The sequence below is a fragment of the Pseudomonas sp. NFR09 genome, from assembly GCF_900111535.1.
Classification (GTDB): Bacteria; Pseudomonadota; Gammaproteobacteria; order Pseudomonadales; family Pseudomonadaceae; genus Aquipseudomonas; species Aquipseudomonas extremorientalis.
Genome location: NZ_FOIH01000006.1, coordinates 94,008 through 118,743, shown reverse-complemented (window position 1 = coordinate 118,743; position 24,736 = coordinate 94,008). Strand labels below are relative to the sequence as shown.

Here is a 24,736-nt window from a genome sequence, read left to right as displayed (position 1 = left end):
CAGTGCCATGGAGAGAGATAAAAAGTTACGTCTTCCTGGATAGTCAGCGTTTATATCAGTCATCGTCAGTATTCCTCTGCTAGCTTAACGCTGCTTGATGCCATACAGACCGTTAAGTCCCATGTTGTAAGAGAATGAGTTGAATCCTCGGATAGAGTAAACATCCGGATAACTGGTTTTTTGAAAAATTCCCCGGATCGATGGATCGCCAGCGGTAACATCAGTAATGCTACTTGCCAGGCTGTTGGCAATGTATTTGGAGGTATACGCAGTCACGTTGAAGGGCGTATCCAGGGCATCGCGATTCTCCAGTATGTCGAGTTGACTGCCTGTCGCCACCTGCTGGCCCGATGCTTCACCTAGCGAGCTTTTCGCATCACTAGGCGCTGGGGGCCGATTACGCTGGGCATCGATATTGCTCGGTAACAATTCAACAAACGTTTTCTGAACGTCGGGTTCAACGCCCCTTGCACCTTTGACTGCGTAGGCACTTGACGTGATGCAGAGCATGAGCGTAGTAATGCCCGCACCGAAACTCCACCCCTTGGCGGCTCCGTCGAGTAAGCCTACGGTGAAGTGTTGTGTATCGGCCTCGTCAGCCTGTGGCTGAGTAGCTTGGGCAACTATCGGAAACACCCAAAAGGCGTGACGCCAATGCAGGCGCGACAGGTCAATGTGACACAGCAACTCGTTCTTGGTTCAGTACATGGGATCTTCCGAGAATGGTCAGATGTTGACTGAGCGCGTGTACGCTAACAGCTTCACCGGGGCACAAAATCCCTCGACGCAGTGTTGACCATTCACGTTCCGCGAAAAGTAAAGGTGACTTCAACGTCCGAATCGGTGGTGCTCGACTTTTCGCCCTGGGAAATACCGGCGCCGCCGATTGCTGTGGTATGAAATGGGTGAAGCGATACGGCGGGGACGTAACATAGAGCCGCAAACAGGGCCGGCTCGACTCTGCAAGCGCGGGATGTTGAAACAGCAGCGAGCAATAGCCGCACTTCTCCCAAGCAACCAGATTATGTTGCCTGTGGACGGAGGCATGCTGAGACATTTGGCTCATGCCAGCTATTTCATTGGTTGGCTTTTGTCATGGGCTAAGCTTATCTCCTGACTGATCAGCGGAGCGGCAAAAATCATCAGCATGGCGAACAGACTCAGCCATGCTCCGATCACTTGACGATTAAGCACTGGCCGGAGCCCTGCTTGTCATGTGCATTACTGGACAAAACGGTCAGCCACTCGCAGCCGAGAGACAAATGCTTGCAGCGATAGATACGAATCAGACATAAAGACTCTCTAGCGATTAAACGCGCCCAGCAAGGATCAGCCTCTGGCAAGGCATGAAATCTATATAGGTTTGTTAGCGAGAGCGGCGCTCGTACTTCCACAAGTAGTTCAAGGGAGTCCGTGGATTAAGTCTTTAAAAATCGTACAGTGGGCCAGGTGATAGGCGAAATTAAGCAGGGATTAAGGGCGCGCAGCAGCAAACTCAGTACCACGAAGAAAATCATGGTCAATGCCAGAGTTGCAGCGAATGAGCAGTCGCCAGACTGAGTATTCATGACTCCAGCCATATTCATTTTTGTGGATGGCGCATCCATAGACATATGCATCTTGTGATGAGCGCTGTGTATATCGGAAACCCCATGGTCAGCATCTGAGAAAACAATTTCTAAATTTTTTTTGGCAAATGATCCATCATCTGGGGTGATCAATACTGCGCGCCTGGCCATTGAACAGATGACGTCAAGGTAATTCCACTGTCATTGGGTTAACGAAGCCAATACCGATTCCGCTTGCGGAAAATAAGTCAATTTTTTTGACAGTGGGCAATCTGTTTCTAAGATTATAGTACTCTGGACTCTCGTCCAAAAATGCCTGAAGCACTAAGCGTTCTGGTAAAACGTTCACTGCCATTTCAACTTCAGACAAACGAGGATTGACGCTCTTCAGCGTCATAGCTTCGTTGGCACTCCTGTATTGCAACCGTATTATCGACTGTCCAGTTAAACAAAACCGAAAAAGGCTCCTGTAATGATTTACCCATTGGGGTCAGCGCGTATTCGACGCCGAGCACTCGGCCTTCTAGAACTTTACGCGCCACCATGCCATTTCGCTCCAGTTTGCGTAGGGTCTGTGTAAGGACACGCTGAGTGATGCCATCGAGACGTCGTTTGATGGCATTGAAACGATGAGGTTCGCACAGCACTGCTAAAACCATCATAGACCATTTATCTGCTATTTGGTCGAGTATCACTCGGCTCGGGCAATCTGCACGGTAGATAGGCGTAGAGTCTTTCATCGGTATCCTCCAGCATACTTAGGATTCTTAAGGTGCGTAATTGACTCCAAGTATATAATAAGTACTATTAAGTCGCTAGTATCCCTAACGAGACAATAACGATGAAAGACACAGATTTTGATAGAATTCGCATTTCATGCAATGACGGTGTGTCCACGGTAACAATTGATAATCCACCGGTGAATGTTCTCGATGCACATTTGATGAGTGAGATGCGCCACTTTCTCCTATCCGTTCGGAATGATCCGAAAACTCGGGTTTTGGTTTTTCAAAGTGCGGATCCTGATTTTTTTATAGCGCATGTAGATATGACGCTGATTGATGAGCCCTACGCATTTGACGATTTCGTACAGGGGGCGCCAGAGGGGCTTAATCCGTTTCAGGCATTCGGCGAATTGCTGCGGAATCTACCTCAAGTCACTATCGTTAAACTCGCAGGATTAGCACGCGGAGGTGGAGCTGAATTCATCTCGGCAGCCGATATGGTATTTGCTGCAGAAGAGCAAGCGGGACTTGCACAGTGCGAAGCATTGATGGGAATCACGCCGGGAGGAGGTGCTACTCAATACCTAAGTAGCCGGATGTCGCGTGGCCGAACTCTTGAAATAATACTTGGTGCAGATCTAATGGACGCAACTACCGCAGAACGCTACGGATGGATCAACAGAGCGTTGCCTGCAAAAAAACTTGACGCTTTTGTTGATCAACTAGCGCAGAATATCTCTGCTTTACCAGATGGAGTCATAGCCGCAGCTAAAAAAGCAGTACCCGCAGCAGACATGAGAGAAGGATTTCGACGTGAGCATGAAGCCTGGGCGGGGCTGTTTGAACGGCCGACAGCCGAGACCCTCATCCGTAGAGGACTTAAAGCCGGCGCGCAGACGAAGGAAGGTGAGAAAAAACTTGAAGCGCTTCTAAGAAGTTTGAAAATATAACTAGTTTTTAAATTACTGGTATTGATGTTTTTGAAAACGTTGATCTGCAATTGCCTGATCCATAGATTGGGTAATTCGAGGGATTTCAAAGTTTAGAGCTTCCTCAAATCAGGTAATTGCGGATTTAACGTAATGTTAGAATGGGTGTTCAGGATTTTTTCTTTACTATGTGGTTTTTCGGCAAATGCACACCTAACGGCAGATAATGGCGCGGCCGAGCGAAAGACCAGTATCGCGCTTCCGATTCAGCTGCTAACTTTCGAGAGAGCGCAATTAAGAAGTCCACGTTTGGGTTTGAAATTATCTAAAAGCATCTGCTTTTTTAAACGTAAAGTTTTTGAGAACTTTATAGTTATAGTGCAAAATCAGATGGTGGGGCTTCAAGACGTTATTGCTGCAATGCAAATCTAGAAGACGTTAAAAAATGGAGTGTTGGGCGTGGACTACGTTACCTTGCGCTGAATGCCCCTAATGGCCACGAGCTTTTAATCGATAAGTTCGGTAACTAGCCGAGATGTTGAGCAGAGCGACCGATAGCCGCTTCGAGAGCTGGATTCGGAGCGAGAGCGCCTGCTTACTTAGCGACCGTCGATAGTCTGGATGTCATGATGCACTCATCGTCGTTGGGATTATCAACAGATTCCACCGCAGGACCTTCAATACGACGCCATCTCTGACAAACTCCGCCGAATCAACGTTGCTAACCTCCGAATAGCCGAACCTCGCGGTGTATCCAGGGGCACCTACTGCTCACGAACGACGTGGAGGCTTGATGCGGGCGACGTCGCGCCGGGATTATAGAATCAAAAGTTAAATCCTGCTTTGGACGCTTTAGACAGCAGGAAGGCCTTCACCCCATAGTACGAACTTTTGTCGAGATCGGTACTGTGGCAAACGTGTCGTCATCTCTTGTGGTCAATGCGTCTCCAAACTGTTTGCCACCAGCTCAAGTGTGATTTCGAAAGTCGGCTACAAATGAGTCAGGAATTTGACCAACTGCTCCGTCACATGGGCGGTAGCGGCGGGGCATGGCGGGCGTTTTGTGCGGATGGCTTGCTGGGATATTGGAACCGGACCAGACCAGGGCCAGCAGAACGGCACTGTAAATATTGCGGAGGGGATTCATGGGTTCGGTTTCCACAACTCCTTCAGATGTGTTGGGACGGCCACGGCCGGTTGTGCCATCATAATTGTCCGGCCGAACCGCTGCACAGCGAAGAGAACATGGTTCGGCAACACTCATCCGCAGGTTCCCTTGTGTAGAAGTGAAATTCTGAACAGCTATTCTCCTTTCAAAAGGCAATAGGCCGCTGGTTACTGCAGGGGTGGGCAAGGCGGCTCCGAGAGGATTATCGTGCCGGTGGCGGAGTTTTAGTACCCGATGCACGATCTGCTCACGTGGTTCAATCGGCGCAAAGCCGTGAGACGTGGAGAGCTTGCAGCTGGGGCCAGACGCTGAATCTGGCCAGCGGCGCGCGGGTGGATACGTTGTTCGGCCACGCCGCCCAACGGGCAACTAATTAACCATCGCATCAGAGCTGAGCGTTAGTCAATCCTAGGTTAGTGCCCACCGCACACGTGCAGGGTAAGCCGGCCGAGTCGAGTTTTTGATGCCGCCGCAGGGCGCGCCGGTACGGCGCAATTCACCAAAAGCGTGGCATAAAAACTGGCCAGTAGGGTGGCAGGGTGCATCATTGGTTGATTATCCGTCTCAAGCTCGGCAGCCAGGCTACGACACTCATTACCAGAACCGCAAAATGTTTTCGTCGGGATGCGACTCATACTGCGGATCTGTCCCTTAATCGCCCTTAATCTCATTTCGCACATAAGCATTTTTATGACTGTTTTTACATATTCGCAGCTGATTATGCTGCGGCGAGAACTGATAGCATCTGTGATGTATCAGCTTTATTGTCACTGCGTGTCGTCTGGGGGGACTGCATCCATCATGGGAGAGCAAGAGTAGATATTTGAGTAGTCATTGCTTCTACGGGTGTAGAGCTGAAAGGTGGACCCATTCTTTTGAAGTATTAAATAATGAATGGTGAACGGGTTGCCAGGCACCGATAGGTGGCATTGAGCTCATGACATTTATCAAGAAATTTGCGGCGTCCAGTTCTTACCTGATTGACTTCGATTGCCACCTTTGGCTGCGTCTAGGGCAGATGCGGGATAATGGTAGAGCATAACTTACAGCTTAGAAAAAGGAAGAATGTTCCATGATTAGCTTTCCTGTAGGAGAATGGCGCAGGTATGGCGTTTCTCATTATTTGTATTTGCTTAATTTAGGCTTAAAATAACCTGCATCCAGTGAATATTGCCAACTCTATTACTTTGCCTATCCACTTATGGCCCAGCACTTGAGTATTTTGGTCAGCGTCTCAAAAACTAGACGTGTTTATTTTTGTGAAATGTTGTGAAGTCAGCGCGTAAGATACTATTTTCCATGCTAGCGTAAGTTTTCGGCAATCGTCACTGGGGCGATACCATCATGCGAGAAGGCAGTGAAGAATATGACTAAAGTTTCCGCCACAACCTTAGGCAGCCAACCTACTGGTCAGAAATCTGCGCCATCGTTCGATGATAAGTTGAATATAGCTAAATCGAGCAAAATCATTGCTGATTATATGAGGCAGAACGATAAGCGGGCAATTACGGGTGAAGAGCTTGCTCAGTTAGCTCACGACAATTCAGGTAAAACTCCCGCGGATGTAGCTGGCGCTGCGAATTATATGCAGCGACATCCAGATGTGTTTCGTGCTGTTGAAACCCACGATGTAGCAGTTGAAGACAACCTTTCGGGTGTATGGAACTTCGATTGGGCCGCCAATGGTGGATTGAATGGTACTGCTACTGATGCGATTGCGAAGATGCAAGATACATTTGATCTGGCTATTGCTAAGTCGGCTATAATCACTGAAGTTACCACTGGCAAAAAGGCCGAGCTGGACTCTACCAAGCAGCGACCTAGTAACTGATATATACCTGCAGAAGCAAAAAAACTCTGGAGTTACAGAGGTTTTTTGCCTGCCGGGTTTGCAGAAGAATTCAACTCCTCATCTGCCTTGTTATTCGGGAAAATATTTCGAATTGTAGTGTTTTTCCCTATTTTGCGTGATTTGGAGCTCTACAGAATTCGTGTATTGATATCGCATCAATATCTTTGTTTTCCAGATGCCGATAGCTTGTGGGGGTGATTTCTAGATTTTTTATATAGAGTTTGCCAAGTGTGGATGTAAATATTCAGCGAGGTTGATGAATATATTTTATATGCTTAGGCATGCAGCTGTGTTGTTGCTTATCTGATAAATATAACTTTTGGCAAGATCGGCGGGTGTATCTGCTGGCTTCTAATTGCTTACCTGCGCTGAGCTTTCTGTCTTTTGCATTCTTATCCTGGAGCGCCGATACTTGTTGATCGGGAAGTGATCGTGGCTGGGGGTACAGTTATATTTTGGGTAAAGTTCGTTTTGTGCGCTATGTCGCAGTTTTTGAAGGGGCGGCGCGAATTAAAAGTTGGTAGCTGGGTGAGCCTGTTTAGTAAGCGCTAGCGTAAAAATGTTTATTGAATAAGGGGGTTTCTGGGGAGGGGGCTCTTTGGTAGATTTTCGTAATTTACTATAGGCTTAACCTAAACCTTAATTATAATTCGTTACTGGTTGTGGGGTGTTCCTAAATTCATTAATTAATATTTTGCTGAGTGCTGAGTGCTGAGTGCTGAGTGCTGAGTGCTGAGTGCTGAATAAGTTAAAAGTTGGAGTGAGGTTTACTACAAGGGTTTCTGCTTTAATTATACGGGCTGCTGATATAGGGCGTGTAATAAGTAGGGGGTGGACGTGTTTATAGATTTTTGAATGGTTCTTTTAGATCATCACTACTGCTTTGATGAATTAATGAATTCTTATGTGCTGAGGCTGGTTGGTTATGTCGACGTTATCGAAAAGCTTTTAAAATTTCACAAATTTTCACAGCGCTCTGCAAGTTGATATGTGTAATATGGATTTGTGCAGGGCTTCAGGCTAATTTTGACCGTGTTGCCCAATTATATGTGCTGTTTTGCGGCTGAAGACTGTTGAAGATTAAGTAAGGATAATCAAAATGAATTCAGTTCCTCCAGCAAGCTTCGGTGGTGCAGATGCGGCGATAGCGAAAATGGAAGCCACATTCAATATGGGCATCGAGAAGTCGGCAAAAATCACTGAGCTCACCACTGCCAAAAAAGCTGAGCTTGATGCGACAAAGCAACGTCCTCAGAACTGATGCTTTTGAACGCGTCGTCGAAAGGTTGCTAGTCCGAATTGCTTTCGCGCCGTATTTACTCTGCTTTTATCGGTGTCTGACTCGACCTTGGCTGTACGCACTACTCGGGTAACCCGGCATGACAGTTATGAATTTACTAGGCTCCGCCTCTGGCTCATCCTCTCCAGGGAAGAGCATTCCACTGCTCATTATCACCCATGGCCTTCATCAAGGTGTAAGCCTAGCTCTCGACAAGGCCACATACATTATAGGTAGTGACGGTAATGCAGATTTGTTGCTTGGTGACGCAGGCATCGCCGAGCGGCACATGGTATTGCGCTTTTCTCGCGGTCGGGTTGTAGTCGAAGCCATTGGCGGTGAAGTGCTTATTATAGGGCGTAACGCCAGTAAGATCTTGATTCCCCCAGGCAGCGGCCACCGTGCAGTACTTCCTCTGGCAATACGGGTCGGCGAAGCTCGACTGGTACTGAATGATACCTGCGATAAGTCCGAGCCTGCGGAGTGCACCGTGTTTGCCTCGCTACCTATACCGCGGTGGGCCATTGCGCTGCTGTTGACGTTCGTGTGTGCCGGCGTGTTTGCTTTGCGCGGTCAGCCTATGTCGAGATTAGAGCTGATGACTCGAAACCAGCTCGCTGCGTCCCCTAACGCACAATATCCAGATGTCACGACCGCGGAAGCCGCGCTCTGGCTTAAGCAGCAACTAGCGGCAGTACGTCTGAATCAGATAAAAGTCAATGAATCCGATGGCCAGCTCCATTTGCAGGGTAGATACGAGCCCGCGCAAAAGTCCCTGTGGGTGCATGTGCAACAAGCTTTTGATAGGCGCTTTGGGCAGCAATTGGTACTGCGTGCTGATGTAGTCCCCAGTGCCGAGATCGCCAAGCCGCGGGTTCGCTTTCAGGCTGTATGGTTCGGCGCACATCCCTATGTCGTCAATGAAAGCGGCAAACGTCTGTATCCGGGCGCCTCACTCGCCGATGACTGGACATTGGAGCGTATCGAGAACAACGAGGTGATCCTCGCCCGGGGTGAAGAACGATTCACTTTCACCTTATGAAAATCGACCCGCGCCCGCAGCTTCCGCCCGCTACCGACAAATCGCCTGCTATTGACGCTGTCCAGCAGGCGAAGCCGCGGCATGGGGGGCATTTTGAAGCGGTTTTGAACACAGGATGCGCCAAGGGGGCACGCCGAGGCCGATGGCTGCGAGCACGAATTCGCTCTTTCGAAGGGCGAGCACCTGTCCACGAATGGGCCGGGCCACGTACGGCACATAGATGATGCCAATGATCATGATGGGAATGATCAGGCTGCCGGAATTGATAACAAAAGGTCCAAGTTGGAGGTGCGCTGTCAACAGCACGATGGAAAGGCAAATCGCAAGCAGGTAGATCGGAAACGCCCATAGCACATCCAATATTCGGGACAGTACTTGGTCAACCCAGCCGCCAAAAAAACCTGCACATATACCCACAACTGCAGCCAGTGCAAGCGTGATCAGGGTAGAGACGCTTCCAATGAGCAGAGTCGCCTGCCCGCCATACAATAAGCGTGACATCACGTCGCGGCCCTGTTCGTCGGATCCCAGAAAGTACGCATTGAAATGCCAGGTCGGACCGATTGGAATTACGCCAATGCCCAACCCCTCCGTATTGGGAGCGAGTACAGAAATGCGTTCTCCGTTCAGCGTGATCTCGCCATCCAAGTTGGAACTGAATGCGTTCACTCCCACAACCCGTTCGGCATACAGCGGCGCCAACAGGGAAGCGCCGATTACCATCAGCAACACGGCTGCCGCGACTATCGCCGAGCGGTCGCGCCAGAGCTTGTGCATGGCCTGGATCCAGGGGCCCGGTGCGGGTTCACTCATCGGCTCAATCAGGGCTAGCAGCGCGGAGAACATGCCAGGTGGGGCTGCGTCACGGTGCTCCTGTACTGGACAGGTGCGCGACTCCTCAGGTTGCCTGGTCATCCTATTGCACCCAAGCCAGCGTGTAGGCCCAGGCGTTCGTCGCTGTATAGAACTGGAAATTGCCCAATCGCTTAGAGACCAGCGTCACTTGTTTCGGATTGAATAGGGGAATCATGGGAACTTCCTGCATCGCCTCCCGATCAATCGACGACCAAAGCTCGCCGGCCGCCACTGGATCAGTGCTGCCGAGCAGCAGCGCCTTATCAATAGTGGTCTGCAATGCTTTATCGCAGAATCCGGACATATTTGGCGACGAATCAGACCCTGGGCGGAAAGATTCGCAACCAAGCAGTACATTCAGGAAGTCGCTGGCAGCGGGATAGTCGCCGTACCACTGAGTGACGGACATCTGGACGTTATTGGAGGAATTCTGAATGTAGCCGTATTGGATATTTGCCGATAAAGACTTGACGCTGGCGTTATAGCCGATTGCGTTGAGAGTGCTTTGCAGATAGGAACCTACATTGCGAGAGATATCGCCGTCATCAATCACCAGGGTAACTGGCTGACCTTTGGTTCCCGACTCTTCAACCAGTTGTTTTGCACGTTCCAGGTCCGGTGCGGACCATTGGCTGCCAGGGGTTTTTCCGTAGAAACAGAAGGGCTTATATCCCTGTACGCCGGGTGGAAGTACTTGGCAAGTAGGGTTGGCAAGGTTACGTCCCCCGAAAAAATTTATCAGCGCCTTTCGATCAATGGCGTACGCCAAAGCCTGACGTGCCTTAGGCGAATCAAACGGCGCCAGATTGACGTTGAGCGGGAGATACCACAACGCCAACTGCGGATCGAGGTGAACCTGGCTTGAAAACTTCGTACCGATTTCCGCCAGGCGAGTTGCGGGCGGTTGGTCAAACATCACATCAGCCTGGTCATTGATAACCGCATTGACCTGTGCATCCGCTGTCATGCCAAAGTGCAGTTCAAAGCGATCCGCGTAGCCGTCTGGTTGAGCTTCAACGCTCCACTCTTTGAAATTGGGATTGCGAACCCAGACGAGCGACTGGTTTGGGTCGTAGCTAAGAAAGGCATAAGGGCCTGTTCCTGGGATCGGCTCAATCCCTGCATCGCGTGGGGCGGTGTCTGCCGGTAGGATCGAAGCGTGAGGCATCGACAGTTTGTGAAGGAATTCAGCATCTGGCGCTTTAAGGTTGATGGTAACGATGCGGTTCGCTTTGTCCGCTACCACTCCGCCTTCGAGGGTGCAGGTCGCGGCGTTTGCAAGGCAGGTATCAGAGCCGACGATCCCGTTGAACCACGTACCAGAAGTTGGGCTCGACACCTTGAAAATGCGTCGGAGCGATGCAACTACATCATCAGTGGTGAGCGGCTGCCCATTGGAGAACGTTATTCCATCACGCAATTTAAAAGTATAGGTTTGGCCTTGATTGGTTACAGTGGGCATTTGCTCGGCAAGGTCGGGGACCACTTTCAAACTTTCGACACCTCCCGCCTTTTTGAAGGTCACCAGACCGTCGTAAACACCCGAATAGTAATTGTTATAGAGCGGGGCATAGTTGACCTGCGGGTCGAGCGTGCCGCCCGCCGACTTGGCGACAAGGCGCACCGTTCCGCCTCGGTGCGATTTCATCATTTCATCACGACCCTGATCCGCTCGCGAAAAGCCAGGCGTCAGCCATAGCACTACTAGCGCGGCGGTCAATAAACATAAAACTGTTGTTCGCGTCATGGATTCTCCGCTACGGCCATCATCCCACTGTGTGAGGCTGGGTAGCCGCCCGAGCCCGATCAATAAGGCTTTCAGCGGAGAAGGAATCCTGATAGTTCGCAGCATAAGCCTTCCCCATTAGTGCTCAGGCTTGCCCGGCGCCTGTTCTGCGTTGATCGTATGTGAGTGACTGCGTGCTGCCAGTCATCGCGTAAACAGTGGGGGAAGTGGAAGGTGATGTAAAATCTATTTTGTTGCCATTCAAGATAAAAAAAGCTTATGATTGACTATGTTTAAATATGCCCATAGTTTCTGTGTCCTTGCTCAAGAATTGCACTTCAGCAGGGCCGCTTCGCGTCTTCATCTGACTCAACCGGCGTTATCCCACCAGATCAAAAAACTGGAAGAAGAAATAGGCTGCACCTTGTTAGTGAGATCACCGCAAAAAGTGATGCTCACTGAGGCAGGTGTCATTCTGGCAAAGGAATTGGCCGTTGCTCTCAACCAGATGAGCAATGCAGTTCAACAAGCCCAGGATGCAGAGCGTGGTGAATCAGGCGCTCTGGCTATCGGTTATTGCGAATTGCCAGAAGCCGGTCGCATGTCGCTGGTCATCCGTCGCTATACGGCAATGTATCCAGGTGTCGACGTTACCCTCCGCAAACTCTCCACCAACGACCAAGTGGTCGCGCTCGCAAGTGGCTCCATTGATGTGGCTTTTCTCCATCCGCCGGTGAATTCCGTGGAATTGATGATCAGGTCTGCTGGCGATGAATGGATGGTTGCAGCGTTGCCCGCCAACCATGCTTTAGCTGCCCTTCCTACTTTGCGATTGGCTGACCTCAAAGCCGAGCGTTTGATTGTCTGTGCCGAAGAGACAGGAGCTTTTATGTATAACTCCATATTGGCGGCGTTCGGCAACGCAGGCTTTCAGCCAAGACTGCGCGAGGAAAAAAACAGTTGGCATACCATGCTGGACCAGGCAACCTCAGGTTTGGGGGTCGCGCTTGTGCCCCAATCTCTCATAAGGGCTGGCAACTCACAGTTAGTCTTTCGTGCAGTGGATGACCTGAATGTGAAGCTAGAAACTGCCATAGCTACTGCTGCAGACTCATCTCGCCCGGCGGTGAGCCGGTTTCTAGAAGTTGCAGGAGAGTGCCTGGCTAAAATGGAAAATCTTCCAGTCTGAATTCCTTCCTGACAGTAAGCACAGCAAGAGCGTCTTAGCCTACGTAATCGTACTATGTCAGGATTGATAGTGAATCAGCATAAACAGCGAGCGGAAAAGCATTTATTCGGCTACAATACAAAATTTTAGTTTTAATAGTTCTATACTAAATTCCATAATTACTGAAAACTATCGTGCCATTTGCATAAATTTAAATGATTAAGCAGTTTGGTCGCTTTGATGTTAGTTAGTTATATGATTTCTTATGTATTCATGCGCATTTGATATTGATACACACGTTAACACTAGTATCTCGCAGTGTGTACCTAGAAACGCATACTCGCAAGAATACCAGTACGCTCTGCCGCCAGCCCTTGGGAAGTTGGCGACAGTTATCGTGTGAGTGATACGTTGTTTAAATGGTCCGCGATTGCAGTGTGGCAATCATCTGTGCGTCCATGTCGCCTAGAATCTTCATGGCCGAATCAAAGATTTCGGGCCCCGCCAGCGACGGAGTACCAGCGCTGAACGCTGGCTTGGGGTCGTACTCAACCACTAGCTGAGCAGTCTTGGCGGTATTTTCATCGCGAAGCTCTGCCAGCAGCTTTAACCCGAAGTCGATACCTGCCGTCACTCCACCGCCGCTGATCCGGTTGCGGTCTACGACGACACGCTCGCGCACTGGAATTGCGCCGCTGGCCTCTAGCGCGCCATAGCAAGCCCAGTGTGTAGCTGCCTTGTACCCATCAAGCAGGCCGGCCATACCTAATAGCACTGAGCCGGAACATACCGAAGTGATATATCGAGCGCTACGACCAGTTTCTGACAAAAAGTTTATGATAGCTTCGTCCTGCATTGCTGCGTTCGTGCCGTAGCCGCCGGGAACGAACAGTACGTCTAGCTCGTCTGGGCAGTTATCGAAGGTTGTAGTTGGATTAATGGTGTTACCCGTTTCAGTGGCAACCGGCTCCAGCGATTTCCATAGGAGAAGCGTTTCGCCGAAAATCCCTAGGACCGTCTGAGGACCTACTAGGTCCAGGAAGGTCATTCCGGGGTAGAGAACCATTCCTACGGTGAATCGATTCTCAATCTTGGTGCTGGTGATTACATCTGACATTGATGGACCTCTCGGCGTGTGAAAGTCGCTCTCGTGCAATAAACGAGGGCAAATATGGATAGAATGTTTGTCCCGCAATTAAAGTTTAGAATTAGGGCTGGTTATTATCTAATTCAGGCTCCGGTTTTCACCTTATTGCGTTTGACCGATCTAAGAATAATTGTGCATAATTAAGGCGTAAACGACGTTTTTCCCACTTTTTGCGCCATTGCCATGACTACTACAATTCGTCGGATAGGCTTCTTTGTCTTCCCTCACTTTCAGCTGCTAGACATTACCGGCCCTTTGGCTGTCTTCCAGGTATGCAACGGACTCCTTAACCAAGCGCAATACTCATTGCACGTTGTGTCGCTATACGGTGGATCGATGTCGAGCACTGCCGGGATCAACATTTTCACAGATCGAGCTGCAGGTTTGGCGTTCGATACCCTGATGATTTCAGGTGGGGCGGGATCTCAGGAAATTTCTAATGATACCCAGCACGCAACCTTGATGAGGTCGCTGGCAGCCAGCACTCGCCGCGTCGCGAGCGTATGCACGGGTGCTTTTCTTCTTGCGGGTGCTGGCTTACTCGACGGACGTCGCGCGACTACGCACTGGCGGTACGCCAATGTGCTGCAGAAAGATTATCCCAAGGTGCGGGTTGAAGCCGATGCGATTTTCATTCAAGACGGACATATATGGTCATCTGCCGGTGTCACATCAGGCATTGATCTGGCTCTAGCGCTTGTTGAGCAAGATCAAGGACCTGACCTTTCGCGTGCGGTTGCGCGTGAGATGGTGGTCTATCACCGCAGGCAAGGCGGTCAGACACAGTTCTCAGCAATGCTTCAGCTGGAGGCATCATCCGATCGAATCCAGAAAACTCTAGCGTATGCTGCAGAACATCTCTCAAATGACCTCAGTGTCAGCGTGCTCGCGCAAGTGGCAGCTTTGTCCGAGAGACAGTTTGGCCGATCATTTCGTGCTGAAACTGGAGAAACTCCTGCGCGGGCAGTCGAACGCCTTCGAGCAGAAGCTGCCCGGGTGCGTCTAGAAGGAGGCCGCGAATCTATAGAAACTGTAGCGCGCACTGTAGGTTTCAATGACCCAGAGATAATGCGGCGGGCCTTCATTCGGTTGTTCGGACATCCACCACAAGCCCTTCGGCGAGCGGCAAGGGACAAGCGATAGCATTTTGGTGATGACCACTTCGGACCAGTAATGAGCGACCCGGCCAGTGAACGCTCAGGCGCCTTCGCCGTTAACAAAGCTGGGTTGGTGTTTTCGCGAATGGCTAAGGCAGCCGCTGAATGTTCTAAGGCAAATGACTGGTCCTGCAAGCCTATACCCTATGTCACGCAAAATTTGGAAGTCTTTAAGATTGAATTTACGGAAAATATCTACTAAACCAATAATATCGACAAGAGAAGTGAGTGCAACGATTAAGAAAATAGCAATTGCTCTGATAGCTGTCGCTTGTCCCCTCGGGCGTACGCTGCGGACTGCGTCAAGCCCCGTAATGCGTTCGGTCAGGTTTATTGTGTGGGTAACCTGTTCTCACAGGCTGACCGCGATCTGAATCAGGAGTACACGGCGCCGCGTAAGCATCTCAACCCAACACAGCAGACGTAGGTCGTCAAAGCTCGAATACATGCGTCAACTGTGCGAAATACCCCTGCAAAGGCTTAATGCGAAATTATATTATCTATTGCCAATGCCTGACCTACAGAACGCTTAAACATCCTGATCTCCATTGACCATTCGGTATGGTAGAAAATTCGCAGCACCCACTTTAGGTCTTTCAGGTGCTGCTGTAGGTTCGTCCACGAAGTTTCAAGATTTACACATAAAGTCACTGTTCTAACAGTTCAGCCTCGACAGTCTTGGGAGGGGTTAGTCGGCAATTGCTCAGCAGGCTGCTGAAAAATAAACCAGCTACACCGAATTTCTGAAGCAGCAACTGCACGCGAGCATCGAGCCTATAATGAACGACGACGCTACCTGCTGATGCAGCAGTCAAGATTGACAGCAGTGAAAACGGTTGCACAATACGACTTCAAAAATCGCCAGCGGCCCGCCATAAAGCCAGGTTACTAAGTTAGCCGGGCTGGGGTTTATCGAGCACAGAAAAAACGTTGTTCTCTTAGAACTGTTGGATGTTGGTAACACCCCTTTGGGCAGCGCACTGGCTCACCCAACAATCATGGTGTATATCTCCACCCGATTTAAATCAGCGGCCCACCGTACCTTGCAACTCATCGCTTCACCTCATCACGGCTGGTTAGCGCAGCATTTCAACGCGTAGTGCAGCAGTTCCAAACTGCTGGTGATTGATGAATGGGCTCTTTGCGATTGGGCGGTACGAATCGGACATTGTTCTTCAATGCGCTCGCCAGATGGTATGAGCACGGCCAGTATAGTGGTGACAAGCAATTTGCCTTTAGCCAAAGGGCGACGAAAGTGGCTGACGGCTCGACACTGGCCGCTGCGCTGCTGCTGGATAAGTTGCTGCACCACGCTCATAACGTCGTAGACGCGCAAAAAAGTGCAGCTAGTCGCTCGGATATCGCACCAATCTAATCAACCAGCTGTACGGTGTTGAGCGACACTTGAGAGAATTCGGCGGTGAGCATCGTCATAAAAAAGTTGACAGAACCACAGTTTGTCGTTGTTGGTGCACTTGTGCACTTGCTGGAGAAAACGCAGCCATAAGTGATGGCGCAAATGCAGAGGTTAACCTCATCAGTTGTCTGGCCAATGACTGCAATAAGTCTTGCGGTACACCGAGGCAGATTAGTTGACGCTCGGCAACAATGCCGTCTAGCCTTGATCAGGCCCTTCATATCCGGGCGCAAGAGTTGGCTATTCAGCGACATACCCAAGTCTGACGACCGCACTGACCTTTGCAGCTTGATCGAGACGGCTAAAGATAACGGCGAAGAGCCTTATGCATGACTATGCCGCACACTTGAGCGCCAGCCACCTACCTCGCAAATGGAAAACTTCAGAGCTTTGATGTCGTCGAACTGCACGCCGCAAATTTTAACATAGCCGTAGATGCCGCCTTAAAATATGAGATTTATGAAACGCTTACTTAACCTGGCAACATTGCCTTCAGCGCAAGTAATGCAAAGCTGCCGATCAGCGTGCGGGGTTTGTGTATAGACATAGGGTTATCTCTTATTGATGCCTTCTGAAGATGACCGGCAAACAGATTTATTCCCACTGACGATAGTCGGCTTTAAAGATTCTTTTCACACCAAAAAATTCCGTCCATGGGCTGAGTTGATGTGAAGCTTTACCCTTTCTGGAGGAGTGTTTGTGGTAATCTGAGCCGCTTTGCGGCCAACTCGCATACGCGCAGGGCCTCACCGTCCATCCACACCCTACGCTTGCGCTCCTCTATCATTCCCGCCGGGCCGACCTCCTGCGGTGTCCCGGCATGGAATGGCGGCTCCGGCGCGTATTCGATGATAAGTTGTGCGTGCTTGGCCATATCTTCTCCACGCAAAATGGCGGCAAGCGTCAAGCCAAAATCAATGCCTGCCGTCACACCGCCACCGGTCATACGATTTCGGTCATGCACTACGCGGCTGTGATCAAGCGTTGCGCCCAGCAGTGGCAGCAAATCAGCCACTCCCCAGTGGGTGTTGGCGCGGTATCCCGTGAGCAAACCGGCGGCGCCGATTACGAGTGCGCCTGTACACACGCTGGTGACATACTTTGAGGTTTGCCCGCGGTCAGCCAGAAACTGCAGGGTGGTTTCATCCTGCATAGCCGCCAGCGAACCCATCAGACCACCCGGTACGAACAGCACATCAAGGTCGTGGGGGCAGTCATCAAAAACCATGTCTGGCACAATATCGATGCCGACATCAGTTGAAACGGGCGCGAGGGTCTTGGCCACAAGGTAAATGTCACTGCCGATGATATTGAACACGGTTTGCGGTCCAACCAGGTCAAGCAGGACCATGCGCGGATGCACCAGCATGGCAATTTTGAGCTTGGGACCGGCCGGTATGGAGATGGGCATGGGCATGCCTGGATCTTTCTGGCCAGCCAATGCTTTATCACTCAGCGCTAGCCCACCGGCGACAATGAGGGAGGTTGAAAGAAAGTCGCGACGGCCGAGGCCATTGGAAAATGAGTCGTTCATGCTGTGTTTTCCTGTGGGTCAGAATGAGAAAGTGCTAGAAAGCAACAAGGTTCGAGGCGTAGCGCGTGAGATACCGGAGACCTGTCCGGTAGATGCGGAGGACCAGTAGCGCGTGTTCGCGACGTTTTCCACTGCCACCCGCAGCACTACTGGCTTGTCCATCACGCCCTTGAGCGAATAGCGTGCGCCCAGGTCGTAACGGGTCCAGGCATCAATCGATTGGGTGTTGGCGGCATCGACGTATTGTTTGTCGGTGCGGATGACGCGAGTGGACAAAGTGAGGTCAGGCACCGGCGTATCCCATTCAAGGCCGAGATTGGCTTGATACTTTGGTACGCCAATCGCCTTTTTGTCGTCATAAACGCCGTCTGCGGTCTTGGTCTGGCGACCGTCGATCAGCATTGCACCACCAAGGATGCGTACCTGCGCAAGCAATGCTCCGGAGATATTCCACTCCAGCCCACGATTGCGCTGTTCGCCATCCAGAGAATAAATATTGGTGTGCAGGTCCGTATTGCCATTAGGTTGTGTGATCTGGAACGCTGCCAAGCTGGTGAACCAGGTACCTATCTCTGCCTTGATCCCGGTTTCGACCTGACGCGACACCACTGGAGCGAATATGTCGCCATAATTAAGCGCCGTGTTAGGGACTGATGGGCCTTGCTGCAGGGCTTCGACATAATTGCCATACAGGCTCAGATAATCATTCAGCTTGAACACCACCCCCAGCGCCGGTGAAAACGCGGAACGATCATAGGACGAGGTTTTCGCGCCACTCTGTGCGGCGTAGCTGTCGCTCTGGATGCTCTGCTGGCGGCCGCCCAGCGTCAGCTGTACACGCTCGTTCAACACTGACAGCGTGTCAGCTAAAGCAACACTGCTAAAGTTGACTTGGGATGTCTTATGGATATCATCCAGGTCCACTATGGCTGATGTGTTGGGCTTGGGCTGCGAGATTGTGTTGTAGGCATTAGCGGCATAACTGCCGAAGGCTGTGCTTACAGCTTTGAGGTCTTGGTGCCAGTACGCCGTAGCCAGTGTCAGGCTATGGTCCAAAGGCCCGGTATTAAAAGTCCCGCGTAGCCCAGATTGGGTCGACACAGACGTACCGTTGGACGGAAACGAGCGGATCGCCGCGAGGTAATCGCCGTTGGCCTTGAGGTTAGTGGGCTGCACAAAAATGCCAGTTGTCTCGGTAGTACTGATGCCTAGGCTGGAAAAGGCAGTCCATTGATCCGTCAGGTCGTATTCGCCGCGTACTGCGGCGTAGCTGTCCTTGCTGGTGAACGATGCCCAGGGTTGACCAAGATCGGTATGGTCATCGATGCTCGGCGGTTTATTCACCCCGGGTGCCAATGTGTCGACCCAATCCACGGCGTCGACTTTCTGCCGCTGCGTGCCGACGTCGCCATACAGACGCAGGCGATCACCTTGATAGTTGAGGCTTAACGCCGTGGCGCCAAGTTTGGAAGACTGGTCATCGAGCGTCAGGTCACCGTCGTTGACCAGACTGTTGAAACGAATGCCGAACTGTTTGGCTTCACCAAAGCGACGTCCGACATCGACATGAATACCTAGCTCGCTGTCGGACTCAAAACTGGTTGTCAGCGCCGTGACATCATCATAAGTGGCGCGCTTTGGCACGATATTAATTGCTCCCCCCACCGATCCGCCAAGGGACACGCCATTGACGAAGGTGTCCGGGCCCTTGAGAATTTCAATCCGCTCGGCAAATTCGGCGGGGTAGCGTTGTTTTGGTGCGATACCGTACAAACCGTCCAGGCCCATGTTGTAGGAGAATAAGCTGAAGCCACGTATGTAATAAACGTCCCGATAGCTCGCCCGAGGAAAGACCACACGCACCGACGGATCAGCAGCCACTACATCGGCAATGCTGCGCGCCTGGATGTCGGAAATATAGGTCGAGATGTAGCTTGTCACGTTGAAAGGGGTGTCAAGGCGGTTGCGGTTACCAAGCAGGCCTAGCTGGCTGCCGCTTGCTACTTGCCCACCCGTGGCTTCGGGCAGCAAGGCAGTTGTCAAGCTGGCTGAGGGCAGCCTGATTGGGTTGGCGGTGATGCTGATGGGTGCCAGTTCAACCGTGGTGTCCACATCGTTTTGAGCTTGTGAGACGGTTGCAAAGAAGGGGGCACAGAAGGTAGCTGCCAAGGATGGAGCGTTTGAGAAGTAGTGTGTCATTACATAGTTTCCAAAATATCGCTGAAGCACAGGCGAGTGGGTGACTTCGTCGAAGCGTGGAAAGTGTGGCCCAAAGGCAAGACAGTTCGTACAATGTGGCGCTGGCGATGACAACAAGCCGTAAGCCATCGAACGCGGCCTCAAGGATGCCAGCGATGAACAGCGGTTCATCGGTCGTCAGGAACGAAGCCTGCCATCCTCGACCATTTAAAAGGCTGGCTGGACAAGTCGCAATCGCATATAACGCCGAAAAGCATACAGGGCAAGACGGTGCATTACCTAGCCAGCAACAGGAGCCGGCTAGCGCTGTGTCGACGCCGGCCATTTGCCGATCAATAATGACCAGGCAGAGTGTGGTGTAAAGCCGTTTGTAATCGTGCTCAATGCGTGGCTGTTCAGCAAAACGTCCAAAGTTGCGACTGCCAGTGCGCAGATCTTCAGCTTGGTCGAGACCGCGAAAGTCAACGGCCGAGAGCCTTGCATGTGGCTACGCCACCCACTGGAACAGTCGCCGCATGCCTCGTCGATGGAGGGCTACGAAGTGCTGCTACCAGGAAAGTGTCCAGATATGCGACGGTAAACCATGACTTAAGCTGGAACTGGCAGTAGGTGAGTTTATGGATCGCATACTGTTTAACAGCTTTTCACAACGCGTTTCGCACACTTGAAGTTAAAATTCAACACTATTAAACGATGCTGAGGGAATGAGCCATGGCAGTTGAGAGCGTTGGGAAAAGTACGGTACCGAAGCAAAGCGATAATGACAATAGTGTGGCATTCAACGCAGCGATCAGAGGTGCCTGGAAAAATGAATGGAGCATTCGTGAGCAAGCTCGTGATCAGGCAAAGGCATCGGGCAACGAGACTTTAGCCAAGCATTACCAAAACGAGTTGGATGTACTGAAGCTGATGATGCCTGAGGGCGCCTCAGCCTGCACTTCTACCGTATCCTCTACACTCAAACCCACAAATGTAAAGGCCGGTGATGCGGTACGGTCAAAACAATTGGTGCAGGACAACAAAACGTCTCCCACAATCTCAAACCCCTCAGCGCCTACATCGCATGCCGCTTCTAGCTCTCCAACTAAACCGTCGGCAGGTAACACGCTGAATTTCTCCAATAAGCGCGATACGCCGATGACTATAGTGTTTACCTCCAACGCTGACCAACTCTCTATTCCGTCTGTTACGCTCAAGCCGGGTGAAACGCTGACACAAGCTTTCCCTGAGAACTGGTCGGGTAATTTCCGCACCTCTGACGGAGATGGTGCTAATGCCACTCTGGGCGAAGTGAAGTTTAACGGCGGGGTCGACGGCAAGCAGACGTTTTATGACGTAAGCTATATCGAAGGCAACAACTCTCGAATGACCATCGAGCCTGGTTCGGGTGGCCCCGTATCCGGCACCTTGAAGGATATCGTTAGCGGAGCACCTGACAAAATCAAGGCAAGAGATGGAAGTGGCAACGTATACGGCTTGAAAAAGACGACGAATGCTGAAGCAATCGACGATTCAATAGCCAACTACTACCGTACGGTAGTGGGACAGGGTGAGGGGTATGTTTTGCCGAAAGATGACTCCAGTACCCTCGGTACTAGCTCGAACAATCTTAACGTGCAAATCTCCTGATATAATTTTTCCTGCGCACATCTTAAGTGCCGCTACGGATTGTGTTCAACTGTAGGGGCATTGCGACGGGTTTCTGAATCGCAACGAGTTTTGTGAAGGCTTCAATTCTTTAGAGGATGAGGCCAGAGAAGAATTGTCGCCTTAGTAAGCAGCAGCTAGCAATTACAACTTAGGTAAGCGGGTGGTGAATACGCCTTCAAGATGCCTTAGACGCGTCTGTTTGGTTGTCGGTTAACATCGCGCTACGAAATCCATTAATACTCTCAGCGCGCTAGCCCCCAGACAAGCTTTCACGTGACAGCGCTCCCGAGCTAATGTAAGCATAAAGTCACGAAATAGTGGCAAGGACTCCAAAGGCGATGCTTGAAATTCTACAAGGTACCCCCCTCTGGGTTTTCGGCGTTTTTCTACTGATCTGTTATTACGGATTCAAAGCTTTACGGCCTACCCGAGAGAGCCCGAGCTTTCTGCTTATTACATCCTGTATCTTTGTATTTTGGTCTCTTTTTTCACTTAACTACAGCGGTCACCTCACGATGACGTTAAGCGCGTGGTTAACAGCCATAGCTGTAGGGAGCGCCACTGCATTATTTTTGTTCCCTACGCGTTGCCTAACTCTTGACGATGCCGGAAGGCGACTTGTCGTGCCTAGGACTTGGAAAATTCTCGCGATATACCTGCTTTTCTTTGCTGTGAGATATTTTATTGGCTATCAAGCAGCCGTGCATCCCGAGCGCTCGAATGATGTCCAAATCGTATTAATCGGCTGCACTGTATCGGGATTTACCGTAGGTCTTTTTTGCGGTCGTGCTACGAGCTTTTACCGTAAATGGTTAAAGCTTCGTGTTACCTAATAGTAATCAGCATTCACCGGCCATCACGTCTTATAGATCTAAGCAGATTGCCACTTATGCGGTAGCAGTCGCTCAATCTCGCTGGCTCGCTGCGTTGGCAGTGTAGTGGTCTAATGAAACCGGACACCCATTTAGGCGAGAATGATCGCCAGATAGAGGTGTCTGCTTACCAAGCAACGTCGATCCTTTTCCGCTGAATTCAAACGCGAGGCCGCAGGCCTCGTGCTCGATCAAGGCTATAGCCATATCGGAGCCAGCCACTCGCTTGGGGTGGTCGAGTCCGCGTTGCGTCGCTGGGTTAATCAACTCCAGCAGGAGCGTAACGGCGTTATTGCGCAGAGTAAGGCGCTGAAGCCTGAGCAGCAGAAAATCCGGGAATTGGAAGCTCGAATCGCTCGCCTTGAACGGGAGAAATCCATTTTAAAAAAGGCTACCGCGCTCTTGATGTCGGAAGAGCACAAGCGCACGCGCTAATTGATCAACTGAGCGCCCAAGAGTCGGTCGATTGGCTTTGCACAGTCTTTGGCTTTACTCGCTCGTGTTACTACTCCAACCGGCTCAGGCGCCGAACTCCGGACGTTGAGCGGCTTCGGTTGCGCAGTCGGGTCAACGAACTGTTTACGCAAAGTCGAAGCGCCGCCGGTAGCCGCAGCATCGTGTCGATGATGCAGGAAGACGGTGAGCAAATCGGGCGGTTCAAGGTGCGCGGCCTGACGCGGAAACTGGAGTTTGTTGGCAAGCAACTTGGATCACATGCCTACAAACAAGCGACGGTGGAGCGGCCTGACATTCCGAACATCTTGAATCGAGAGTTTGATGCTCCGGCATTGGATCAATTCTGGTGTGGCGACATCACCTACATCTGGGCTCAAGGGAAATGGCATTACCTAGCTGTCGTTCTGGATCTCTACGCACGCCGAATTGTGGGGTGGGCGCTGTCAAACAAGCCGGATGCGGATCTGGTCATCAAGGCGTTGGACATGGCTTACGAACAGCGTGGCAGGCTTCAAGGACTGCTGTTTCACTCGGATCAGGGCTCGCAAGGCGGATTCAACCGGTCGTCGCAACACTGGATTGTTGTACAGACTTTAGATACTCATTCAGTGCTTCGGCAGGTGTTTTCCAGCCGAATGCTTTTCGAGGTCTAGTGTTAAGTACATGAGCTACCGCCTGTATTTCTTGGGCACTCCAACGAGAGAGGTCAGTGCCTTTTGGGAAGTATTGCCGTAGAAGGCCGTTCGTATTTTCGTTTGTGCCGCGTTGCCATGGACTATGTGGATCAGCGAAGAAAACCTTTACTCCGGACTCGATGGTAAATCGAGCGTGATACGACAGTTCCTTTCTACGATCCCAAGTCAAAGATCGCCACAGTTCGATAGGAAAGTCAGTCACTGTCTTCTTCAATGCGTTGGCCATACTAACCGCCCCATAGCCTGCCAGCGCCGGACCGTTCTTTGTGCGTGGAATTAGCGCGTAACCTTTCCCGCGAGGCAGATGGACAAGCATGGTAAAATCGAGTTGAGCGCTCGACCAGAGTTCCAATCGCAGAACGGTTCAGGCCGATGATCAGGTCGCACTCCTAATGCCCGGGTACAGCCCTATCTTCTACATCAGCAGGGCGACTGGAGATCATGATGTCCTTGCTGACGTGTGCCCACGCTTTGGCCTGCGCTCTGGATCTTGGCACACGCAATGCGCGTCCTGAGCGCAGGCAGCTCACCAGTTCGCGCTTGAGAGCTCCTGGCCCCTGAATGTAGAGCGTCTAATATATGGCTTCATGAGAGATGCGTATGGATTCATCATCCGGAAAATCGATCTGGAGCGGGTGGCAATCTGTTCAGGTGACCGGCCATTGACCCATTTACGGTCACTGCGATGCGGTTTATTTCGGCCTTTGAGGGGCGCTTGCGGAGGCCCAGAAATCTCACGACCATCGGCGCCTTGAACCTTGCCTTCAAGACGGTCACGTACGTATTGGTGCAGTCGCGAATTAGCGACCAGTTTCGCTGGCTTCGGCTTCTTGGCCACCAGTTCTGCCTTCCATTGCGCTACTGACGCTCGATATTCAAGCCGACCGCAACGGGTAGCAGCATTTCGTGTCAGCTCCCTTGAAATTGTCGATGGGCTTCGTCCAAGACGACAGGTGATCTCACGAACGCCAATGCTTTGCGCTCAAAGCAGCCCAATCTCTTCTCGCTCTGCAAACCATAAGTATCGTCCTGATATGTGATTCGACATGAATAGTGGCAACCCGCCTCGATGACGGAACCAGCGTGTACCTACCGCTGTTGATACGCTAACGGCATGTGCTGCCTTTTCGCTTTTGATGCCTGTTGCAATCTGCACCAAAAATAGCCGCTCGATCTCATTACGAAGTGAGGGTGCACCTGGAGAGCACATCGCTCCCCGGCCCGTTAATTTGTGCATTCATCCTGCGGGTCGTCCCATAACACCTCGATCAAGGTGTTGCGACGACCGATTGAGTCC

19 protein-coding genes and 4 pseudogenes are annotated in these 24,736 nt (G+C 51.2%); 12 read left to right on the top strand and 11 right to left on the bottom strand.

Annotated features, from left to right (window positions below):
• Nucleotides 1-84: 84 nt before the first annotated feature.
• The 5 genes from BMX59_RS15025 to BMX59_RS15015 all read right to left on the bottom strand — a co-directional run bounded on the left by BMX59_RS15025 (nucleotide 85) and on the right by BMX59_RS15015 (nucleotide 2,308).
• Entirely contained in the window at nucleotides 85-687 is a 603-nt protein-coding gene (locus BMX59_RS15025) for a TonB-dependent receptor plug domain-containing protein (protein ID WP_093122845.1), read from the bottom strand.
• A complete protein-coding gene (locus BMX59_RS15020) occupies nucleotides 671-1,057 on the bottom strand; it encodes a DUF2946 domain-containing protein (protein ID WP_256572971.1) in 387 nt (128 codons plus the stop codon). The genes BMX59_RS15025 and BMX59_RS15020 overlap by 17 nt, the downstream gene beginning before the upstream one ends.
• A gap of 14 nt (nucleotides 1,058-1,071) precedes the next feature.
• The gene (locus BMX59_RS31125) at nucleotides 1,072-1,143 is read right to left on the bottom strand and encodes a hypothetical protein (protein WP_371914377.1); all 72 of its coding nucleotides are present in this window, start codon (nucleotides 1,141-1,143) and stop codon (nucleotides 1,072-1,074) included.
• Nucleotides 1,144-1,418: 275 nt separating this feature from the next.
• On the bottom strand, nucleotides 1,419-1,721 hold the full coding sequence (locus BMX59_RS30160) for a hypothetical protein (RefSeq protein ID WP_139212887.1): 303 nt from the start codon (nucleotides 1,719-1,721) through the stop codon (nucleotides 1,419-1,421).
• Between the two features lie 209 nt (nucleotides 1,722-1,930).
• Nucleotides 1,931-2,308, bottom strand: a complete 378-nt coding sequence (locus tag BMX59_RS15015; RefSeq protein ID WP_093122842.1) for a winged helix-turn-helix transcriptional regulator — start codon at nucleotides 2,306-2,308, stop codon at nucleotides 1,931-1,933.
• Nucleotides 2,309-2,409: 101 nt separating this feature from the next.
• Between BMX59_RS15015 and BMX59_RS15010 the strand changes: the two genes are divergently transcribed.
• The 4 genes from BMX59_RS15010 to BMX59_RS15000 all read left to right on the top strand — a co-directional run bounded on the left by BMX59_RS15010 (nucleotide 2,410) and on the right by BMX59_RS15000 (nucleotide 8,563).
• Nucleotides 2,410-3,243: an enoyl-CoA hydratase/isomerase family protein gene (locus BMX59_RS15010; RefSeq protein ID WP_093122839.1), complete on the top strand. Its 834-nt coding sequence runs from the start codon at nucleotides 2,410-2,412 to the stop codon at nucleotides 3,241-3,243.
• Nucleotides 3,244-5,756: 2,513 nt separating this feature from the next.
• Entirely contained in the window at nucleotides 5,757-6,221 is a 465-nt protein-coding gene (locus BMX59_RS15005; protein WP_093122836.1) for a hypothetical protein, read from the top strand.
• 1,120 nt (nucleotides 6,222-7,341) lie between these two features.
• Nucleotides 7,342-7,503, top strand: a complete 162-nt coding sequence (locus BMX59_RS30475; protein WP_175486682.1) for a hypothetical protein — start codon at nucleotides 7,342-7,344, stop codon at nucleotides 7,501-7,503.
• Nucleotides 7,504-7,621: 118 nt separating this feature from the next.
• Complete coding sequence (locus tag BMX59_RS15000) at nucleotides 7,622-8,563, top strand: SctD/MshK family protein (protein WP_093122832.1); 942 nt, start codon at nucleotides 7,622-7,624, stop codon at nucleotides 8,561-8,563.
• 48 nt (nucleotides 8,564-8,611) lie between these two features.
• On the opposite strand, the gene BMX59_RS14995 is transcribed toward BMX59_RS15000, so the two are convergent.
• The gene (locus tag BMX59_RS14995) at nucleotides 8,612-9,340 is read right to left on the bottom strand and encodes an ABC transporter permease (RefSeq protein ID WP_218189807.1); all 729 of its coding nucleotides are present in this window, start codon (nucleotides 9,338-9,340) and stop codon (nucleotides 8,612-8,614) included.
• A gap of 139 nt (nucleotides 9,341-9,479) precedes the next feature.
• Complete coding sequence (locus BMX59_RS14990; protein WP_093122826.1) at nucleotides 9,480-11,270, bottom strand: ABC transporter substrate-binding protein; 1,791 nt, start codon at nucleotides 11,268-11,270, stop codon at nucleotides 9,480-9,482.
• Nucleotides 11,271-11,433: 163 nt separating this feature from the next.
• Between BMX59_RS14990 and BMX59_RS14985 the strand changes: the two genes are divergently transcribed.
• Nucleotides 11,434-12,333 carry a LysR family transcriptional regulator gene (locus BMX59_RS14985; RefSeq protein WP_093122823.1) on the top strand — a complete coding sequence of 300 codons (900 nt, stop codon included), beginning with the start codon at nucleotides 11,434-11,436 and terminating at the stop codon, nucleotides 12,331-12,333.
• A gap of 394 nt (nucleotides 12,334-12,727) precedes the next feature.
• On the opposite strand, the gene BMX59_RS14980 is transcribed toward BMX59_RS14985, so the two are convergent.
• The gene (locus BMX59_RS14980; RefSeq protein ID WP_093122820.1) at nucleotides 12,728-13,429 is read right to left on the bottom strand and encodes a DJ-1/PfpI family protein; all 702 of its coding nucleotides are present in this window, start codon (nucleotides 13,427-13,429) and stop codon (nucleotides 12,728-12,730) included.
• A 213-nt stretch (nucleotides 13,430-13,642) separates the two neighbouring features.
• On the opposite strand from BMX59_RS14980, the gene BMX59_RS14975 reads away from it, so the two are divergent.
• From BMX59_RS14975 to BMX59_RS14965, 3 genes and pseudogenes are all read left to right on the top strand, one after another.
• Nucleotides 13,643-14,602, top strand: a complete 960-nt coding sequence (locus BMX59_RS14975; protein WP_093122811.1) for a GlxA family transcriptional regulator — start codon at nucleotides 13,643-13,645, stop codon at nucleotides 14,600-14,602.
• Between the two features lie 907 nt (nucleotides 14,603-15,509).
• Nucleotides 15,510-15,716 (top strand): annotated as a pseudogene (locus BMX59_RS31120) (hypothetical protein); the annotation flags it as partial.
• Between the two features lie 32 nt (nucleotides 15,717-15,748).
• Complete coding sequence (locus tag BMX59_RS14965) at nucleotides 15,749-15,991, top strand: ATP-binding protein (RefSeq protein ID WP_093122807.1); 243 nt, start codon at nucleotides 15,749-15,751, stop codon at nucleotides 15,989-15,991.
• 718 nt (nucleotides 15,992-16,709) lie between these two features.
• Here BMX59_RS14965 and BMX59_RS14960 read toward each other — a convergent pair.
• Nucleotides 16,710-17,567: a DJ-1/PfpI family protein gene (locus BMX59_RS14960; protein ID WP_218189806.1), complete on the bottom strand. Its 858-nt coding sequence runs from the start codon at nucleotides 17,565-17,567 to the stop codon at nucleotides 16,710-16,712.
• An 18-nt stretch (nucleotides 17,568-17,585) separates the two neighbouring features.
• Nucleotides 17,586-19,766 (bottom strand): TonB-dependent receptor, encoded by a 2,181-nt coding sequence (locus BMX59_RS14955; RefSeq protein WP_175486681.1) that lies wholly within the window; start codon nucleotides 19,764-19,766, stop codon nucleotides 17,586-17,588.
• Nucleotides 19,767-19,811: 45 nt separating this feature from the next.
• Here BMX59_RS14955 and BMX59_RS30775 point away from each other — a divergent pair.
• The 4 genes and pseudogenes from BMX59_RS30775 to BMX59_RS14935 all read left to right on the top strand — a co-directional run.
• Nucleotides 19,812-20,346, top strand: a pseudogene (locus BMX59_RS30775) (transposase); the annotation flags it as partial.
• 131 nt (nucleotides 20,347-20,477) lie between these two features.
• On the top strand, nucleotides 20,478-21,395 hold the full coding sequence (locus tag BMX59_RS14945) for a glycoside hydrolase 64/thaumatin family protein (RefSeq protein WP_093122794.1): 918 nt from the start codon (nucleotides 20,478-20,480) through the stop codon (nucleotides 21,393-21,395).
• A gap of 338 nt (nucleotides 21,396-21,733) precedes the next feature.
• Complete coding sequence (locus BMX59_RS31115; protein ID WP_371914375.1) at nucleotides 21,734-22,249, top strand: DUF6622 family protein; 516 nt, start codon at nucleotides 21,734-21,736, stop codon at nucleotides 22,247-22,249.
• Between the two features lie 162 nt (nucleotides 22,250-22,411).
• Nucleotides 22,412-23,298: pseudogene (locus BMX59_RS14935) on the top strand (IS3 family transposase); the annotation flags it as partial.
• Between the two features lies 1 nt (nucleotide 23,299).
• Here the strand turns inward: BMX59_RS14935 and BMX59_RS14930 are convergent.
• Nucleotides 23,300-24,676: pseudogene (locus BMX59_RS14930) on the bottom strand (IS30 family transposase).
• Nucleotides 24,677-24,736 lie beyond the last annotated feature (60 nt).

Bases quoted from the DNA above. Each gene is read 5' to 3' on its own strand.
- BMX59_RS14960 (WP_218189806.1), bottom strand. From the start codon at position 17,567: ATGAACGACTCATTTTCCAATGGCCTCGGCCGTCGCGACTTTCTTTCA.
- BMX59_RS14955 (WP_175486681.1), bottom strand. From the start codon at position 19,766: ATGACACACTACTTCTCAAACGCTCCATCCTTGGCAGCTACCTTCTGT.
- BMX59_RS15005 (WP_093122836.1), top strand. From the start codon at position 5,757: ATGACTAAAGTTTCCGCCACAACCTTAGGCAGCCAACCTACTGGTCAG.
- BMX59_RS30475 (WP_175486682.1), top strand. From the start codon at position 7,342: ATGAATTCAGTTCCTCCAGCAAGCTTCGGTGGTGCAGATGCGGCGATA.
- BMX59_RS14990 (WP_093122826.1), bottom strand. From the start codon at position 11,270: ATGCTGCGAACTATCAGGATTCCTTCTCCGCTGAAAGCCTTATTGATC.
- BMX59_RS14985 (WP_093122823.1), top strand. From the start codon at position 11,434: ATGTTTAAATATGCCCATAGTTTCTGTGTCCTTGCTCAAGAATTGCAC.
- BMX59_RS14980 (WP_093122820.1), bottom strand. From the start codon at position 13,429: ATGTCAGATGTAATCACCAGCACCAAGATTGAGAATCGATTCACCGTA.
- BMX59_RS15020 (WP_256572971.1), bottom strand. From the start codon at position 1,057: ATGTCTCAGCATGCCTCCGTCCACAGGCAACATAATCTGGTTGCTTGG.
- BMX59_RS15010 (WP_093122839.1), top strand. From the start codon at position 2,410: ATGAAAGACACAGATTTTGATAGAATTCGCATTTCATGCAATGACGGT.
- BMX59_RS14965 (WP_093122807.1), top strand. From the start codon at position 15,749: ATGGGCTCTTTGCGATTGGGCGGTACGAATCGGACATTGTTCTTCAAT.
- BMX59_RS14975 (WP_093122811.1), top strand. From the start codon at position 13,643: ATGACTACTACAATTCGTCGGATAGGCTTCTTTGTCTTCCCTCACTTT.
- BMX59_RS15000 (WP_093122832.1), top strand. From the start codon at position 7,622: ATGACAGTTATGAATTTACTAGGCTCCGCCTCTGGCTCATCCTCTCCA.
- BMX59_RS14995 (WP_218189807.1), bottom strand. From the start codon at position 9,340: ATGCACAAGCTCTGGCGCGACCGCTCGGCGATAGTCGCGGCAGCCGTG.
- BMX59_RS14945 (WP_093122794.1), top strand. From the start codon at position 20,478: ATGGCAGTTGAGAGCGTTGGGAAAAGTACGGTACCGAAGCAAAGCGAT.
- BMX59_RS15015 (WP_093122842.1), bottom strand. From the start codon at position 2,308: ATGAAAGACTCTACGCCTATCTACCGTGCAGATTGCCCGAGCCGAGTG.